This window comes from Streptomyces sp. NRRL B-1347, from assembly GCF_000720325.1.
Lineage (GTDB): Bacteria > Actinomycetota > Actinomycetes > Streptomycetales > Streptomycetaceae > Streptomyces.
Map to the genome: position 1 here is coordinate 47,450 of NZ_JOJM01000036.1, position 15,866 is coordinate 63,315.

16 protein-coding genes are annotated in these 15,866 nt (G+C 73.3%); 8 read left to right on the top strand and 8 right to left on the bottom strand.

What is annotated here, in order from left to right; translation table 11 throughout:
- Positions 1–20: 20 nt before the first annotated feature.
- From IG74_RS0127235 to IG74_RS0127250, 4 genes are all read left to right on the top strand, one after another.
- Positions 21–815 carry an aldose epimerase gene (locus IG74_RS0127235; protein ID WP_030682691.1) on the top strand — a complete coding sequence of 265 codons (795 nt, stop codon included), beginning with the start codon at positions 21–23 and terminating at the stop codon, positions 813–815.
- A 30-nt stretch (positions 816–845) separates the two neighbouring features.
- The gene (gene pyrE, locus IG74_RS0127240) at positions 846–1,397 is read left to right on the top strand and encodes an orotate phosphoribosyltransferase (protein WP_030682693.1); all 552 of its coding nucleotides are present in this window, start codon (positions 846–848) and stop codon (positions 1,395–1,397) included.
- Between the two features lie 161 nt (positions 1,398–1,558).
- Positions 1,559–2,581, top strand: a complete 1,023-nt coding sequence (fbaA, locus tag IG74_RS0127245) for a class II fructose-bisphosphate aldolase (protein ID WP_030682696.1) — start codon at positions 1,559–1,561, stop codon at positions 2,579–2,581.
- Between the two features lie 73 nt (positions 2,582–2,654).
- A complete protein-coding gene (locus IG74_RS0127250; RefSeq protein WP_030682698.1) occupies positions 2,655–3,830 on the top strand; it encodes a MalY/PatB family protein in 1,176 nt (391 codons plus the stop codon).
- Positions 3,831–3,893: 63 nt separating this feature from the next.
- On the opposite strand, the gene IG74_RS0127255 is transcribed toward IG74_RS0127250, so the two are convergent.
- From IG74_RS0127255 to IG74_RS0127270, 4 genes are all read right to left on the bottom strand, one after another.
- Positions 3,894–4,805 (bottom strand): alpha/beta hydrolase, encoded by a 912-nt coding sequence (locus tag IG74_RS0127255; RefSeq protein ID WP_030682700.1) that lies wholly within the window; start codon positions 4,803–4,805, stop codon positions 3,894–3,896.
- A 134-nt stretch (positions 4,806–4,939) separates the two neighbouring features.
- Positions 4,940–6,187 (bottom strand): kynureninase, encoded by a 1,248-nt coding sequence (kynU, locus tag IG74_RS0127260; protein WP_030682703.1) that lies wholly within the window; start codon positions 6,185–6,187, stop codon positions 4,940–4,942.
- The gene (locus IG74_RS0127265; protein ID WP_030682705.1) at positions 6,180–7,034 is read right to left on the bottom strand and encodes a tryptophan 2,3-dioxygenase family protein; all 855 of its coding nucleotides are present in this window, start codon (positions 7,032–7,034) and stop codon (positions 6,180–6,182) included. The genes kynU and IG74_RS0127265 overlap by 8 nt, the downstream gene beginning before the upstream one ends.
- A gap of 195 nt (positions 7,035–7,229) precedes the next feature.
- Positions 7,230–7,643, bottom strand: coding sequence for a DUF3151 domain-containing protein (locus IG74_RS0127270; RefSeq protein WP_030682706.1), 414 nt, complete (start codon positions 7,641–7,643; stop codon positions 7,230–7,232).
- Between the two features lie 154 nt (positions 7,644–7,797).
- Between IG74_RS0127270 and IG74_RS0127275 the strand changes: the two genes are divergently transcribed.
- The 3 genes from IG74_RS0127275 to IG74_RS0127285 are packed head-to-tail and all read left to right on the top strand — an operon-like array spanning position 7,798 to position 11,094.
- Entirely contained in the window at positions 7,798–9,162 is a 1,365-nt protein-coding gene (locus IG74_RS0127275; RefSeq protein ID WP_030682710.1) for a sensor histidine kinase, read from the top strand.
- Positions 9,159–9,842, top strand: a complete 684-nt coding sequence (locus IG74_RS0127280) for a response regulator (protein WP_030682712.1) — start codon at positions 9,159–9,161, stop codon at positions 9,840–9,842. Before IG74_RS0127275 ends, IG74_RS0127280 begins: the two co-directional genes overlap by 4 nt.
- Before the next feature lie 19 nt (positions 9,843–9,861).
- The gene (locus IG74_RS0127285; RefSeq protein ID WP_030682714.1) at positions 9,862–11,094 is read left to right on the top strand and encodes a cytochrome P450; all 1,233 of its coding nucleotides are present in this window, start codon (positions 9,862–9,864) and stop codon (positions 11,092–11,094) included.
- 238 nt (positions 11,095–11,332) lie between these two features.
- Here the strand turns inward: IG74_RS0127285 and IG74_RS0127290 are convergent, their stop codons facing one another.
- From IG74_RS0127290 to IG74_RS0127305, 4 genes are all read right to left on the bottom strand, one after another.
- On the bottom strand, positions 11,333–11,560 hold the full coding sequence (locus tag IG74_RS0127290; RefSeq protein ID WP_030682717.1) for a hypothetical protein: 228 nt from the start codon (positions 11,558–11,560) through the stop codon (positions 11,333–11,335).
- Positions 11,557–12,081 carry a hypothetical protein gene (locus IG74_RS48150; RefSeq protein WP_051855483.1) on the bottom strand — a complete coding sequence of 175 codons (525 nt, stop codon included), beginning with the start codon at positions 12,079–12,081 and terminating at the stop codon, positions 11,557–11,559. Before IG74_RS48150 ends, IG74_RS0127290 begins: the two co-directional genes overlap by 4 nt.
- A 127-nt stretch (positions 12,082–12,208) precedes the next feature.
- Positions 12,209–13,426, bottom strand: coding sequence for a helix-turn-helix domain-containing protein (locus IG74_RS0127300; RefSeq protein ID WP_030682721.1), 1,218 nt, complete (start codon positions 13,424–13,426; stop codon positions 12,209–12,211).
- Positions 13,427–13,553: 127 nt separating this feature from the next.
- A complete protein-coding gene (locus tag IG74_RS0127305; protein WP_030682723.1) occupies positions 13,554–14,405 on the bottom strand; it encodes a hypothetical protein in 852 nt (283 codons plus the stop codon).
- A gap of 173 nt (positions 14,406–14,578) precedes the next feature.
- Here IG74_RS0127305 and IG74_RS0127310 point away from each other — a divergent pair, with 173 nt between their 5' ends.
- Positions 14,579–15,862 (top strand): adenylosuccinate synthase, encoded by a 1,284-nt coding sequence (locus IG74_RS0127310; protein WP_030682726.1) that lies wholly within the window; start codon positions 14,579–14,581, stop codon positions 15,860–15,862.
- Positions 15,863–15,866: the final 4 nt, after the last annotated feature.

Consider the following 15,866-nt stretch of genomic DNA (forward strand, 5'->3'; position numbering starts at 1 on the left):
CGGGCGGTTAGGGTCGAAGCGTGAGCAGCGAAGAGATCACGTTGGCCGCGGGTGACGCGGAAGTTTCGGTGCGGGCGGGGCACGGGGCCCGGCTCGGCAGTCTCAAGGTGGACGGCGTCGAGCTGCTGCGGCAGGGGGAGCGGTACGGCTGCTTCCCGATGGTGCCGTGGTGCGGCCGGGTCAGGGACGGCCGCTTCCTGAGCGGCGGCCACCCCCACCAGCTGCCGCTCAACTCCCCGCCGCACGCCATCCACGGCACCGGCCGGGACACCGCGTGGAAGACCGCCCGGGTCGGCGGCCGCGAGGCCGTGTTCACCTACGACCTCGCGGACCCGTGGCCGTACGCAGGCCGGGTCACGCAGATCGTCGAGCTGACGGAGAGCGCGCTGACGCTGCGGATGTCCGTGGAGACGTACGACGACTCCTTCCCGGCGCAGGCGGGCTGGCACCCCTGGTTCAACCGGCGGCTCACCGCCGACGGCGAGGACGTCCGGATCGCCTTCGACGCCGCCTGGCAGGAGCGCCGCGACGACGACCACCTGCCCACCGGCGAGCGCGTCGATCCGCTGCCCGGCCCCTGGGACGACTGCTTCGGGATGCCGGACGGCGTCGACGTCACCCTGACCTGGCCGGGCCACCTGGAGGTGAACGTGGCCAGCCGCGAGCAGTGGGTGGTCGTGTACGACGAGCAGGAGGCCGCCGTGTGCGTGGAGCCGCAGACCGGCCCGCCCAACGGCCTGAACACCCTGCCGCGCCTGGTCACGCCGCTGGAGCCGCTGGAGGCGTCCACCACCTGGACCTGGCGGCGGCTCTGAAGGACCGGCCGCGCCCTTAAGCTCGTAGCCATGACGAACGACGTACGCGGCGACCTGCTGCGGCAGATCAAGGACAAGGCCGTCGTGCACGGCAAGGTGACCCTCTCCTCGGGCCTGGAGGCCGACTACTACGTCGACCTGCGCCGCATCACCCTGGACGGGGAGGCCGCCCCGCTCGTCGGGCAGGTGCTGCTCGACCTCACGAGCGAGCTGGAGTTCGACGCCGTGGGCGGTCTGACGATGGGGGCCGACCCGGTCGCCGCGTCGATGCTGCACGCGGCCGCCGCGCGCGGCCGGCGCCTGGACGCCTTCGTGGTGCGCAAGGCCGCCAAGGCGCACGGCCTGCAGCGCCGGGTCGAGGGCCCGGACATCAAGGGGCGGCGCGTCCTCGTCGTCGAGGACACCTCCACCACCGGCGGCTCCCCGCTGACCGCCGTGGAGGCCGTGCGCGAGGCCGGTGCCGAGGTCGTCGGCGTGGCCACGATCGTGGACCGGGCCACCGGGGCCGACGTGAAGATCACCGAGGGCGCCGGGGTGCCGTACCTCTTCGCGTACTCGAAGGACGAGCTCGGGCTCGACTGAGTCCGCGGACCGAGCAGGTCCAGCAAGTCTGGAAAGATGGGGGCGACGACATCGCCGTCGCCGCCCCCGGGTTCCCCCGCCATGCAGGGGTTCCCTAGACACCCCAGGTCAGGGTCAAGCAGCACAGCAGCACTCACCCGCACATCACAAGGAGCGGACACATGCCCATCGCAACCCCCGAGGTCTACAACGAGATGCTCGACCGGGCGAAGGCAGGCAAGTTCGCCTACCCGGCCATCAACGTGACCTCGTCGCAGACCCTGCACGCCGCCCTGCGTGGCTTCGCGGAGGCGGAGAGCGACGGCATCATCCAGATTTCCACCGGTGGCGCTGAGTTCCTGGGCGGGCAGCACAGCAAGGACATGGTGACGGGCGCGGTGGCCCTCGCCGAGTTCGCGCACATCGTCGCCAAGAAGTACGACGTCACGGTCGCGCTGCACACCGACCACTGCCCCAAGGACAAGCTGGACACCTACGTCCGCCCGCTGATCGACGTCTCCGCCGAGCGCGTCGCCCGCGGTGAGAACCCCCTCTTCCAGTCCCACATGTGGGACGGCTCCGCGGAGACCCTCGCCGACAACCTGGCCATCGGCCAGGAGCTGCTCGCCAAGGCCGCCGCCGCGAAGATCATCCTTGAGGTCGAGATCACCCCGACCGGCGGCGAGGAGGACGGCGTCAGCCACGAGATCAACGACGAGCTGTACACCACCGTCGACGACGCGCTGCGCACCGCCGAGGCCCTCGGCCTGGGCGAGAAGGGCCGCTACCTGCTCGCCGCCTCCTTCGGCAACGTGCACGGCGTCTACAAGCCGGGCAACGTCGTGCTGCGCCCCGAGCTCCTCAAGGACCTCCAGGAGGGCGTCGGCTCCAAGTACGGCAAGGCGTCCCCCTTCGACTTCGTGTTCCACGGCGGCTCCGGCTCCACCACGGAGGAGATCGCCACCGCCCTGGAGAACGGCGTCGTGAAGATGAACCTCGACACCGACACTCAGTACGCCTTCACGCGTCCCGTCGCGGACCACATGCTGAAGAACTACGACGGCGTCCTGAAGGTCGACGGCGAGGTCGGCTCGAAGAAGACCTACGACCCGCGCACCTGGGGCAAGCTGGCCGAGGCCTCCATGGCCAAGCGCGTGACCGAGGCGTGCGCCGCGCTGCGCTCCACGGGCACGAAGCTGAAGTAGTCCACCGCTCGACGGGCCCGGCACTCCTCGTGGGTGCCGGGCCCGTCGGCGTACCCGGAGGGAACGACCGACCGTGGCGTACGACTTCGACACCCCTGTGGACCGGCACGGCACCTGGTGCGTCCAGTGGGACGGCATCCGCGACCGGTTCCCCGTGCCCGACCTGCTGCCGTTCACCATCTCCGACATGGACTTCGCGTGCGCGCCGGAGGTCCTCGACGCCCTCCAACGGCGCGTCGCGCACGGCGTGTTCGGCTACACCGACTGGCGCAACGACGACTTCCGCGGCGCGGTGCGGGACTGGTTCAAGGGCCGCTACGACGAGGACGTCGACCCCGCGGCGCTCGTCTACGCCCCGTCCGTGCTCAACCAGATATCCCAGCTCCTGCGCATGTGGACCCGGCCGGGCGAGGGCGTCGTCGTGCACACGCCGACGTACGACGGCTTCCGCAAGGCGGTGACCGGGCTCGGCCGCGAGCTGCGCGGCGTACCGCTGGCTGATCCCGGATTCGCCGCCCTGGAAGCCGCGTTGGCGCGCGCCGACAGCCGCGTCCTCATCCTGTGCTCCCCGCACAACCCCACCGGCCGGGTGTGGACCGACGCGGAGCTGCGCGCGGTGTCCGAGCTGTGCGAGCGGCACGACGTGGCCGTCATCAGCGACGAGATCCACGCCGACCTCACCCACGAGGGGCACGTCCACCGGCCGTGGACCCGCTACGGCCGGGGCCGCTGGGCGCTCGTCACCTCGGCGACGAAGGCCTTCAACTTCCCGGCCCTGAGCGGGAGTTACGGCATCATCGGCGACCCGGAGGACCACGCGGCCTTCGTCCGCCGCATGGACACGGGCGAGGGCCTCGCGTCCCCCGCGGTCCTCTCGCTGACCGCGCACATCGCCGCGTACCGCGAGGGCGGCGCCTGGCTGGACGCCGTCCGCGCCTACGCCCACGACAACCTGCGCCTGGTCGCGACCACCCTGAACACGGCCTTCCCCGCGCTGGACTGGCAGCCCCCGCAAGCGGGCTACCTGGCGTGGCTCGACCTGCGCCCCGTCCTGGGCGAGACCCGGGACGAGGCCCTCAAGCACCGCCTGGTGCACCGGGAGCGGGTCGCGGTGATGCCGGGCGCCACCTATGGGGCCCCGGGCTTCGTGCGGCTGAACGTGGGGTGCCCCCGGGGGAAGGCGGAAGCGGGCGCGCGGGCCCTGGTGCGGGCGGTGCGCGCGGTGGCTCCGGGCGACCGGGACGGCTGAGACGACCAGGGCGGCTGGGACGACCAGGGCGGCTGAGACGACCAGGACGGCTGGAGCGGTGGCTCAGAACGCCAGTTGGGCGATCTCCTCCGCGACCACCGCGCAGGCGTCCGCCGCCGGGTCGATCAGGGGGAAGTGGCCGACGTCCTCCAGGAGCGTCAGGCCGACCACCTCGCCCGCCTTCGCGGCCGCGTCGGCGTAGGCCTCGGCGACCGCCTGCGGGACGACGATGTCGGTGCGGCCCTGCACGACGGCCGTGGCGATGCCGGTGGGGAGCAGCGCGGCCGGGTCGGCGTGGGGCAGGCGCTCCTCGAAGCGGGCCGCCGCCCGCGCCGCCGGGCCCTCGGCGTCCAGGAACTGGCGCACGGCCCCGGAGCACACACCGAGCTCGTCCGCGACGCGGAAGTCCGCGATGGGGGCGAGCGCGACGACGCCCCGCAGCGGCGTGGGCCGGCCCGTGCGCCACGGCGAGCCCTCCGGCAGGACGTGCCGGGCCGCCGCCCACAGGGCGAGGTGGCCGCCCGCCGAGTGCCCCGTCACCACCGTGCGGCGCGGGTCGGCGACGGGCAGCGCCTCGCGGGCGAGCGCGGGCAGCGCGTCGAGGGCGGCCGCCACGTCGTCGAAGGTCTCCGGCCAGCGCCCGGCCACGGGCCCGGCGGCGGCGCCCTGCGCGGGGATCGGCCCGGCGGGCGAACGGCCCCTGCGGTACTCGACGTTGGCGACGGCGAAGCCGCGCCGGGCCAGGAAGTCGGCGAACGGCGTGATGTGCTGCCGGTCGTAGGGGGCCCGCCACGCCCCGCCGTGCAGCACGACGACGAGCGGCGCGGACTCCTCGCCGCCGCGCGGCGCGTAGAAGTCCACGAGCTGGTCCGGGTGCGGCCCGTAGGCGGCGGTGGCGTCCGGGCGCACCGCGGGGTGCGCGAAGGCGGACTGCTCCTCGGCGGCGTCACGCGCCACGGCGGCGTCGTCCGGCATGCGGTGACCTCCCAGCTCGGCGGAGTGCGGGACCGCCGGGCGCCGGTGACAACCAACCGGCGCCCGGCGGACGTTCGCGGACGGATCCGGAACGGCCGCGCGTCCGGGCCATGATCCGGATTCGCCGGACGTTATCAGGTGTCCCGGGCACCCTCGGAGGCCAGCTCCCCGGAACCGCCGAGGATCTCCCCGAGCACCCGCGCCGCCCGCTCCGCGTCCGCGAACGACACGTACAGCGGGGTGAAGCCGAAGCGCAGCACGTCCGGTGCGCGGAAGTCGCCGACCACGCCCGCCGCGACGAGCCGCAGCATCACCTCGCGGGCGTCCGGGCAGCGCAGCGCGATCTGGCTGCCGCGCTCCGCGTGCGCGGCCGGGGTGACGGACTCGACCCGGCCCTCGGGCACGTACGCCGCCACGCACTCCAGGAAGAAGTCCGTGAGCGCCAGGGACTTGGCCCGTACGTCGTCGAGCGAGACGCCGTCCCAGACGTCGAGGGCCGCCTCCAGGGCGAGCAGGGACAGGATGTCCGGCGTGCCGACGCGGCCGCGCACCACGTCCGCGGCCGGTTCGTAGTCGGGCCGCATGCCGAAGGGGTCGGTGTGCGAGTTCCAGCCGGGCAGCGGCGAGTCGAAGCGGGACTGCAGGTCACGGCGTACGTACAGGTACGCGGGCGAACCCGGGCCGCCGTTCAGGTACTTGTACGTGCAGCCGACCGCGAGGTCCACGCCGTGCTCGTCCAGGGCGACGGGCAGGGCGCCCGCCGTGTGGCACAGGTCCCACACCACGTACGCGCCCGCCGCGTGCACGGCCGCGGTGAGCCCCGGCAGGTCGTGCAGGCGGCCCGACTGGTAGTCGGCGTGGTTGAGCAGGACCGCCGCCGTGCGCGGGCCGAGCAGGCCCGGCACGTCGGCCGGGGCGGCCGGGACCAGGCGGCAGCCGGTGAGGCGGGCGGCGGACTCGGCGACGTACCCGTCCGTCGGGAAGGTGGTGGCGTCGACGACGACCTCGTCGCGCGCGGGGCTGTCGGACTGCGCCATGCGCACGGCCGCGACGACCGCCTTGAAGACGTTCACGCTCGTCGAGTCGGAGACGACCACCTGGCCCGGGGCGGCGCCGACGAGCGGGGCGATCCGCTCCCCGACCCGCTCGGGCGCGGTCCACCAGCCGCTCTCCTCCCAGGAGCGGATGCGCAGCCGCCCCCACTCGCGGGTGACGACGTCGGCGACCCGGCCCGCCACGTTCGCGGGCAGGGCGCCCAGGGAGTTCCCGTCCAGGTACACGCTGTCGTCGAGGACGAACTCCTTGCGCTTGGCGGCGAGCCGGTCCGCGGCGTCGAGGGCGGCGGCCCGCACGCGCAGGTCGGCTTCCCTCGGCTCAGACATGGCTGCGCGCCGTCCACAGCTCGGGGAACACGTTCTTCGTGGCGCGCTTCTCCAGCCAGGCCACGCCCGCGGAGCCGCCGGTGCCGGTCTTGGCGCCCATGGACCTGCGGGTGGCCACCAGGTGGTCGTTGCGCCATCGCCACACCAGCTCGGCGACGTCGGTCAGGGCCTCGCCGAGGCGCGCCAGGTCGGAGTTGTCGTCACCGGAGTAGAGCTCGGTCCACACGGCCTCGACGCGGGGCGACGGCTCGTACTTGGCGGCCACGTCGCGGTCGAGGACCTCGGCGGGGACGTCGTACCCGCGGTGCGCGAGCAGCCGAAGGACCTCGTCGTACAGGCTCGGCTCCTGGAGGGCCTTCTCCAGCTCCGCGTACACGCGCGGCGTGCCGCGGTGCGGGACCAGCATGGACGCGGACTTCTCGCCGAGCAGGAACTCCATGCGCCGGTACATCGCCGACTGGAAGCCCGAGCCCTCGCCGAGCGAGCCCCGGTAGGAGTTGAACTGGCCGGGGGTGAGCTGGCCGAGCGGCTTCCAGGAGGCGTTCAGGGCCTCCAGCTCGCGCACGGACCGCTTCAGGGCGGCCACCGCGGTCGGCACGTCGTCGTCGCGCAGGGCGCGCGCGGCGGTCTCCCACTCGTGCACGATGACCGTGAACCACAGCTCCATCACCTGGGTCGTGACCAGGAAGACCATCTCGCCGGGGTCGTCGGAGCGCAGGTGCTGGAGGTGCGTGAGGACGTCCGCCTTCACGTAGTCCTCGTAGGGGGTGCTGCCGGCGAAGTCGAGGTTGGGGCTGTCGGGGCTCTCGGTGGGCGTTTCGCCGGACGTCTGCTGTATCTCGTTCATCTCGAGAGTCTCGCCTGCCGTGCTCGCCTCGTGGGACATCGCTGTCTCCTAGATGCGTGATCCGGGTAGCGGTCCGCCCCTGCCGTAGCGGCACGGGGGCCCCGGTCCCCACCCGCATCCTCCGCAACATCCCGGGAAACGGCAAGACCTGCCTGGTCACACCGGGTGGCCCAGGCAGGTCCGCGGGAGCGGGGGCTAGCCCAGGGTGTCCGCAGCCGTCGCCGACGAGTCGCGCAGGAACGTCGAGCAGCGCTCGTACTCCTCCTGCTCGCCGATCGCCTGGGCCGCGCGGGCCAGGCCGTGCAGCGCCCGCAGGAAGCCGCGGTTCGGCTCGTGCTCCCACGGCACCGGGCCGTGGCCCTTCCAGCCGGACCTGCGCAGGGCGTCCAGGCCCCGGTGGTAGCCGGTGCGGGCGTACGCGTACGACTCGACGACGCGGCCCGCCTCGAAGGCCTCGTCGGCGAGGCGGGCCCACGCGAGCGAGGACTTCGGGTACTTGGCGGCGACGTCGGCGGCCGCCGTGCCGCCCGCGAGCAGCTCCCGGGGCTCCGGGTCGTCGGGCAGATGGGTCGGGGGCGGTCCCCCGAGCAGGTTCTCGTGAATGGCCATGGGCTCCAGTCTGCTCCATGCCGCCCCGCGGGGGTGCGCCCCGGTCCCGGTGCGCGGACGCCCCGCGGCCCCCGCGTAGTACTTGCGACGGACCCCAGGGAACCCGTCGCAGAGGGGACGTCCGGGCCACCGGGGCCGCCGTACCGTTTCAGGCGTGACCGAGAAAACGCGCAGCCCAGAGTTCCACCTCGCGCAGAACGCCCTGCAGGGCCTGCGCGTCGACCTGTTCCAGGACGTGTTCGCCTACCGGCCGCTGCCGCCGCTGCGGCGGGAGGCCGCGCGGCTGCCCGGGCGGGCGGGGCAGGCCTCGGTGTGGCTGCCGCACGGGGTGGTGCTCGCCCTGGCGGCGCTGACCCTGTTCACCGCGTACGCGGGCGGCTTCGGCGGCTGGGACGCGCGGGGCGAGTTCGCGTGGGCGCTCACCGGCTTCCTGCCGGCGGGCGCGGTCCTTCTCACCCTGGTGCGGCCGGTGCTCGCCTGGTGGTGCTCGCTCGGGATGACTCCGATGATGGTGGTCCTGAGCGGCGCCGGCTGGTCCCCGTGGCCGCCCGGTTCGATCGTCGGGCACACGGCGGTGATGGCGGTGGTCGCGGCGCGGACCCGGCCGCGCACCGCGGCGTGGATGTGGGTGCTCACGGCCCTGTACTCGATGTTCGCCGAGGCCTCCATGGGCTGGCAGTCGAACACGGTGGAGATGCTGATGTTCAGCGGCGTCGTCGTCGCCATCGTGGCGCTGGTGTCGGCGAACCGGGACGCCCGCCGCGAGGTCGTCGCCGAGCGCACCGTGACCGCCGTCGAGCGGGACCGGCGCACGCTCCTGGAGGAGCGCACGAACATCGCCCGCGAGCTGCACGACGTCGTCGCCCACCACATGTCGGTCGTCGCCATCCAGGCGGAGGCGGCCCCCTACCGGGTGGAGAACCCGCCGCCGGAGCTGGCGCAGGCCTTCGCGACGATCCGTGAGAACGCGGTGATCGCCCTGACCGAGCTGCGCCGCGTCCTCGGCGTCGTACGGGCGGAGGACTACGAGGCCCCCGACGCCCCGCAGCCGACGCTCGCCGATCTGGACCGGCTGATCGCCAACGTGCGGGAGACGGGCCTCGCCGTGGAGAAGGCCGTGACCGGTGGCGTGCGGGAACTGCCGCAGGGCGTCGAGCTGTCCGCGTACCGGATCGTGCAGGAGGCGCTCAGCAACAGCCTGCGGCACGCGCCGGGGGCGACGGCCCGGGTGGAGATCGGCTACGTGCTCGGCGGGCTCGGCCTGCGCATCGTGAACGGACCCGCGACCGGGCTCGTGAAGCCGCCCGCCCGTCACCCGGCCACCGCCCCTCAACGAGGGCTTCGCCCGCCCCTTTCGATGGGCGCCGGGCACGGCATCACAGGGATGCGGGAGCGGGTCGGCATGCTGGACGGGGAGATGACGGCCGGGCCGACGGCCGACGGCGGGTACGAGGTGACGGTGTTCCTGCCCGTCCCGCTCGCGGCGGCCGCGAACGCGCCCGAGGGGGAGGCCGCGTGAGCGCCGCACCCATCCGCGTGCTGATCGTCGACGACCAGATGATGGTCCGCGAGGGCTTCTCCGTGCTGCTCAACGCGATGCCCGACATCGAGGTCGTCGGCGAGGCGGTGAACGGCCGCGAGGCCGTGAGCCGGGTGCGCGAACTCGCCCCCGACGTCGTCCTCATGGACATCCGCATGCCCGAGCTGAACGGCATCGAGGCCACCCGCGAGATCGTCGCCGCCGACGGCACCACCACCAAGGTCCTGGTCCTGACCACCTTCGACCTCGACGAGTACGTGTACCAGGCGCTGCGCGCGGGCGCGTCCGGCTTCCTGCTCAAGGACGCCTCGGCGCGCGAGCTCGCGGACGGCGTGCGGGTCGTCGCCGCGGGCGAGGCGCTGCTCGCGCCGAGCGTGACGCGCCGCCTGATCACGGAGTTCTCCCGGCTCTCGGAGCGGCCGCGGCTCGCCGGGACCGCGCAGGCGCAGGCCCAGTACGGGGAGCTGACCGAGCGCGAGACGGAGGTGCTCGTGCTCATCGCGCAGGGGCTCTCCAACGCGGAGATCGCCGAGCGGCTCGTCGTCGCCGAGTCCACCATCAAGACGCACGTCAGCCGGATCCTGGTGAAGCTGGGGCTTCGCGACCGCACCCAGGCCGCCGTGTTCGCCTACGAGGCGAGGCTGGTCACACCCGGGTGAGCGCGGCTAGCGTCCGTGCATGGCCGCTGCCGCACACATCACCGAGGTGTTCGCGCCCTCGTCCGACGCCTTCCTCGCGGATCCCTACCCCGCCTACGCCGAGCTGCGCGCCCGCGGGCGGGTGCACCACTACGGGCCGAGCGACCAGTACCTGATCCCGCGCCACGCGGACGTCGCCGCGCTGCTGCGCGACCGGCGGCTCGGCCGCACCTATCTGCACCGGTTCAGCCACGAGGAGTTCGGGCGGACCGCGCCGCCGGCCGCGCACGAGCCGTTCCACGTCCTCAACGACCACGGCATGCTCGACCTGGAGGCGCCCGCGCACACCCGCATCCGCCGCCTGGTCGCGAAGGCGTTCACGCCCCGCACGGTGGAGCGCCTGCGCCCGTACGTGGAGGGGCTCGCGGACGAGCTGGTGCGCGGCCTCGTCGCGGACGGCGGCGGCGACCTGCTCGCGCGGGTCGCGGAGCCGCTGCCCGTCGCGGTGATCGCCGAGCTGCTCGGCATCCCGGAGGGCGACCGGGCGCCGCTGCGGCCGTGGTCGGCGGACATCTGCGGGATGTACGAGCTGAACCCGGGCGCGGCGGCCGCCGAGCGGGCGGTGCGCGCGTCCCTGGAGTTCTCCGCGTATCTGCGGGAGCTGATCGCCGAGCGGCGCGTCCGCCCCGGCGACGATCTGCTCACCGAGCTCATCGCCGCCCACGAGGAGGGCGACCGGCTCAGCGAGCAGGAGCTGGTCTCCACCTGCGTACTGCTCCTGAACGCCGGGCACGAGGCGACCGTCAACGCCACCGTGAACGGCTGGTACGCGCTCTTCCGCCACCCCGGGCAGCTGGCCGCGCTGCGCGCGGAGCCGGAACGGCTGCTGCCCACGGCCGTGGAGGAGCTGCTCCGCTACGACACCCCGTTGCAGCTCTTCGAGCGGTGGGTGCTCGACGACATCGAGGTCGGCGGCACGGTGATCCCCCGGGGCAGCGAGGTGGCCCTGCTCTTCGGCTCCGCCAACCGGGACGGGGCGGTCTTCCCCGACCCGGACGCCCTCGACCTCACCCGCTCCCGCGAGGCGAACCCGCACATCTCCTTCAGCGCGGGCATCCACTACTGCATCGGGGCACCCCTGGCCCGCCTCGAACTGGGCGCGTCGCTCGGGGCACTGCTGCGCCGGGCACCGGGGCTCCGGCTCCTGACCGACCCGACACGGAAGCCGGGCTTCGTGATCCGGGGCCTGACGGAGCTGCGCGTGGCGGTGTGACGGGGCCCGGCCTGGGTCCGGCCTGGGCGGGGCCGGTCAGCGGGCCCTGGTGCCCCCGCCGGGCCAGCTCCCACCCACCCGCCCCCACCAGGGCGGAGTGCGACCAGGTGCTCGGCACCGAGAGCTCGGCCCCCTCGCAGGGGCCGAAAGGGCACCACACGCACGCAGCGCCGGACCGCTGCTCGGCGCAGAGGTGGTGATGGCGGGCACGACGAACAGGCGCAGATCCCGGGCCACGTCACGCATCAGCCCACACCGCCCGCCGGGCTTCGACAGTTCCGGCGGCCCCGTGGCCGGGCCAGCCTTCTTCCAGCCAGGCGGCACACAGGCGCGCGCCCGCGACGCAGTTGGCGAGAAGGCCGGTGTGGATGAGGGGGCAGTGGTCGAGGTGCTCGCGGTAGGCCCCGTACAGATCCGGCGGTTCCCAGTCGTCCACGTAGTCGTCAGGGGCGGCGGCCGTCGTCATCGGCCCACCGTCCTGAGCGGAGCAGCCGTGGCGAGCAGGGTACGCACGCACCGGGTGTCGCACAGCGCGCCGGGGTGCTGCGGCAACACCACCCAGCGCGAGAGCGCCGTCGTGTGGCCGGGGCGGGGGACGCCGAGGTAGGTCCCGGTGGTGAGGCGCTCGGCCGGGCCGTCCCAGTCGGTGCCGGGCGGGATGAGCGCGTAGTACGGGCCGAGGCTGCTGCGAAAGTCACGGATCACCGGCCCGTCGCACCGCGCGCGCAGCGCGGTGGCCACCGTCTCGGGCCCGTCACTGCCCACCGCGTCGTGGACGTGCTCGGCCGGTACGCGGATCGCGTCGAAGCGGCGGCCGAGCGGCAGCAGCGCGACGCCGTGCGTCTCCCACGCCGCCCAGACCGTGCGCGGTCGTGGCTCGGCCTCCGCCAGCCAGCAGACGATGGCCCGGAACTCCTGGCCGTTGGAAGGGTTCTGCGTCTGAGGGGCGCTGTTCGGCGCTGGCGCTGGGGACGTACTCTCGCCCATGTCGGGTCCCTGGGTAGTCGGCCGCGCCCCGGGGCCGGTGGCACGGTCGCCGGGGTGCTTGTCACCTCGCCATGCAACCGGCCCGCCACGCACAGACCCAGGGACGTGGCGTCCTACTTTCGCGACGTTAATCGGCGATGCCCAGGAACTCCGCCAACGGGCGCAGCCCCGGAGGGTGGTTGGGCAGGGCCCACAGGTCCCGGACGATGGCCACCGCCAGCGTGTGGTGCCGCATCCACATCGGCGCGGTCCGGCGCAGGGCCTCCAGGGTCTTCACCGCTCCGGCGGCATCCCCGACATCGGTGTGGGCCCGCGCCACGTCGAGCAGCAGCCACGTCCGCCACGACGGCGGTGTGTCTTTCGCCAGCCGCATGCCCTTGGCCAGCTTCAACGCGTCTTCCGGGTGGGCGTACTGGACCGCCAGACGGACGCGTTCGATGCGGACCGACGACGGGCTGAAGACGCTGACCATGCGGCTGTCGCCAGTGTCGGGCAGCTTCGAGACCCGGGTGGCTTCCTTCTCGGCCGTCTCCATCATCGCTGCCGCGCGCTCGTAGTCGCCGCTTCGTGCGGCTGACGTGGCGGCGCTCATGGTCAGGGCACCCCAGACCTTCAGGCCGTCAGCCGTGCCCGTGTGGCCTGCGTCTGCCATGTCGGCGGCGGCGTGGAGGGCGATGCCGAGCGCGTCCTCCAGGCGTCCCTGTCTCTGGTAGGCCCACGCAGTGGAGTTGACGACCATCGGCACGAGCAGCGGGTCACAGGACTGCCGAGCGGCATCTATCGCTCGCTCCAGGCTGATGAGGGCGAGGTCGGTCTTGCCCATCCGCACGGCGACGTGCCCGGCGAGCTGAAGCGCCTTGCCGAGGGCCGCGAAACCGGCCCCACGGTCCGCGGTGTCGCCCGCCGCCGCGGCGGCTGAGCGCGCGTCCGAGATCAGGTCCGGCAGGGCCTTCATCACCGCGTCGAACTCGGCGGCGTGGTACTGCGTCCAGCCCTCCGCGATCTGTTCGCGCAGCCGGGCCATCGAGAAGCCGGGCCCCGGTGGCCGCGCTTCCGGCGCCCAGAGCGTGGGCATGATGGCGCGGCGCACCGCGACGAAGCGCGGTCCGTCGTTCTCGCCTGTGGAGGAGACGGCGGGCGGGTCTCCCAGCAGTGTGGTCAGCTCCACGCCGAGGCCGTTCGCCAGGGCGTGCAGCGTGGGCAGGCGTGCCGAGTGTTTCCGCCCCTGTTCGAGCTGGCGGATGACGTCGACGGATACGTCCGAACGCTCGGCCAGCTCTTCTTGACTCAGCGAGGCCAAGCGACGCAGGCGGCGCAGGGTGCGCCCCAGATCTTCGGTTGCCACGCCGCCACGGTACGCCGCCCGGATGGCGGGGCTGCTTGTCCAGGGCATGCCGAAGCGGTCCCGCACTGCCGGGTACGGCAAGGGCCCACTCCGCCCGAAGGCGAAGGCGGGCCCCGGCCGCGGAGGCCTAGTGCGGTCGGTCCGCCGGGAGGGTGAGGCGCCAGGCCTGGGGGCGGGCGGTCCAGGTGCGGGTGCGGACGGGGCCGGCCGTCGCGCCGTCCGCGCGGTAGCGGAAGTCCGGCCCCGACACCGTCACGGAGCGGGCCCGCGCCCCCACGGGCGCGACCCCGGCCCCGACGGACGAGGGCCGCACCTCCACCCGGGCGAGGCCCCCGCCGCCGGGCCTCACGGACACGCCCTCGACGGGCTGGTCCAGGTCGACGAGGGTCACCCCGTCCGCCTCGACGCGCAGCCGGGACGGCCCGGCCCGGCCCGCCGCGGGCCGCGCGCCGAGGGTGCGCACGAGGGACTGGCAGGTCCGCAGCCAGGCGTGCCCGTGCCGCTCGGCGCCGGGCCCGTCGGCGAGGCCCGCGTCGAGGGAGGGGATGCGCACGTCGCCGAGCACGACCTCGTCGCGGTCGTCGACGAGCAGGTCGAGCCGCCGGGGCACCCCGTCGAGCACGGTGCGCGCCGCGGCGACCGCCCCGGCGGGCACGCCGAGGGCGCGGGCGAGGCGCACCCCGGTGGTGGTGCCCGCGACGGGCACGACCGCCAGGTCGGTCGCGCCGAGGGCCCGCTCCCGGTGCAGGACGGCGACGGCCCGTCTGAGGGCCGCGTCGTCGCCGACCACGACCGGCCGCCGCGTGCCGCGTCTGGCCAGGGCGCGGGCGAATTCCTCGGGCCCCTCGGGCAGACAGAGCTTGAGCGCCGCGCCCGCGCCAAGCACGTCCTTGGCGATGCGTACGGACTCGCCGTCCGTGCGCCGGGCGACCGGGTCGATGATCACGATGAGGTCATCGCGCTGGCCGCGAGCCGACACGTGCGCCCTTTCTTTAGTCCTCGGGTAGCATCTTTGTGCAAGAGCCCCTTGCGCTATTGCGCCAGGGGCTTCGTCTATTCCGGGGCGACCAAGGCACACCCACACCGGCGGCGACGGCACCTGGCCGTGGCCCCTGACCTTGGACATGCCCCGCCCGGAAGGGGTGTACGCCTGTGCCCGCACTCGTGCTGCTCGGTGCTCAGTGGGGTGACGAAGGCAAGGGAAAGGCCACTGACCTGCTCGGTGGCTCCGTGGATTATGTGGTGCGTTACCAGGGCGGCAACAACGCCGGCCACACGGTTGTCGTAGGCGACCAGAAGTACGCGCTGCATCTCCTCCCTTCCGGGATCCTCTCCCCGGACTGCGTGCCTGTCATCGGCAACGGTGTCGTCGTCGACCCGTCGGTCCTGCTCTCCGAGCTGAGCGGTCTGAACGAGCGCGGCGTCGACACGTCGAAGCTGCTGATCAGCGGAAACGCGCACATCATCACGCCGTACAACGTGACGGTGGACAAGGTCGGCGAGCGCTTCCTCGGCAAGCGGAAGATCGGCACGACCGGCCGCGGCATCGGCCCGACGTACGCCGACAAGATCAACCGCACCGGCATCCGCGTTCAGGACCTCTACGACGAGTCGATCCTGAAGCAGAAGGTCGAAGCGGCCCTCGAGCAGAAGAACCAGCTGCTCACCAAGGTGTTCAACCGCCGGGCCATCGAGGCGGAGCAGATCGTCGAGCAGCTCCTGGAGCACGGCGAGAACATCAAGCAGTACGTGGCCGACACCACGCTGATCCTCAACGACGCGCTCGACGACGACAAGGTCGTCCTGTTCGAGGGCGGCCAGGGCACGCTCCTGGACGTGGACCACGGCACGTACCCGTTCGTCACCTCGTCGAACCCGACCGCGGGCGGCGCCTGCACGGGCACCGGCGTCGGTCCGACGAAGATCAGCCGCGTCATCGGCATCCTCAAGGCGTACACGACCCGTGTCGGCGCGGGTCCGTTCCCCACGGAGCTGTTCGACGCGGACGGCGAGGCGCTGCGCACCATCGGCGGCGAGCGCGGTGTGACCACCGGCCGTGACCGCCGCTGCGGCTGGTTCGACGCCCCGATCGCCCGCTACGCGACCCGCGTGAACGGCCTGACGGACTTCTTCCTCACCAAGCTCGACGTCCTCACCGGCTGGGAGGAGATCCCGGTCTGCGTGGCGTACGAGATCGACGGCAAGCGCGTCGAGGAGCTCCCGTACAGCCAGACGGACTTCCACCACGCGAAGCCCGTCTACGAGACGCTGCCGGGCTGGTCCGAGGACATCACCAAGGCCAAGACCTTCGGCGACCTGCCGAAGAACGCGCAGGCGTACGTGAAGGCCCTGGAGGAGATGTCCGGCGCCCCGATCTCCGCGATCGGCGTGGGTCCGGGCCGGGACGAGACGATCGAGATCAACTCGTTCATCTAGTGAT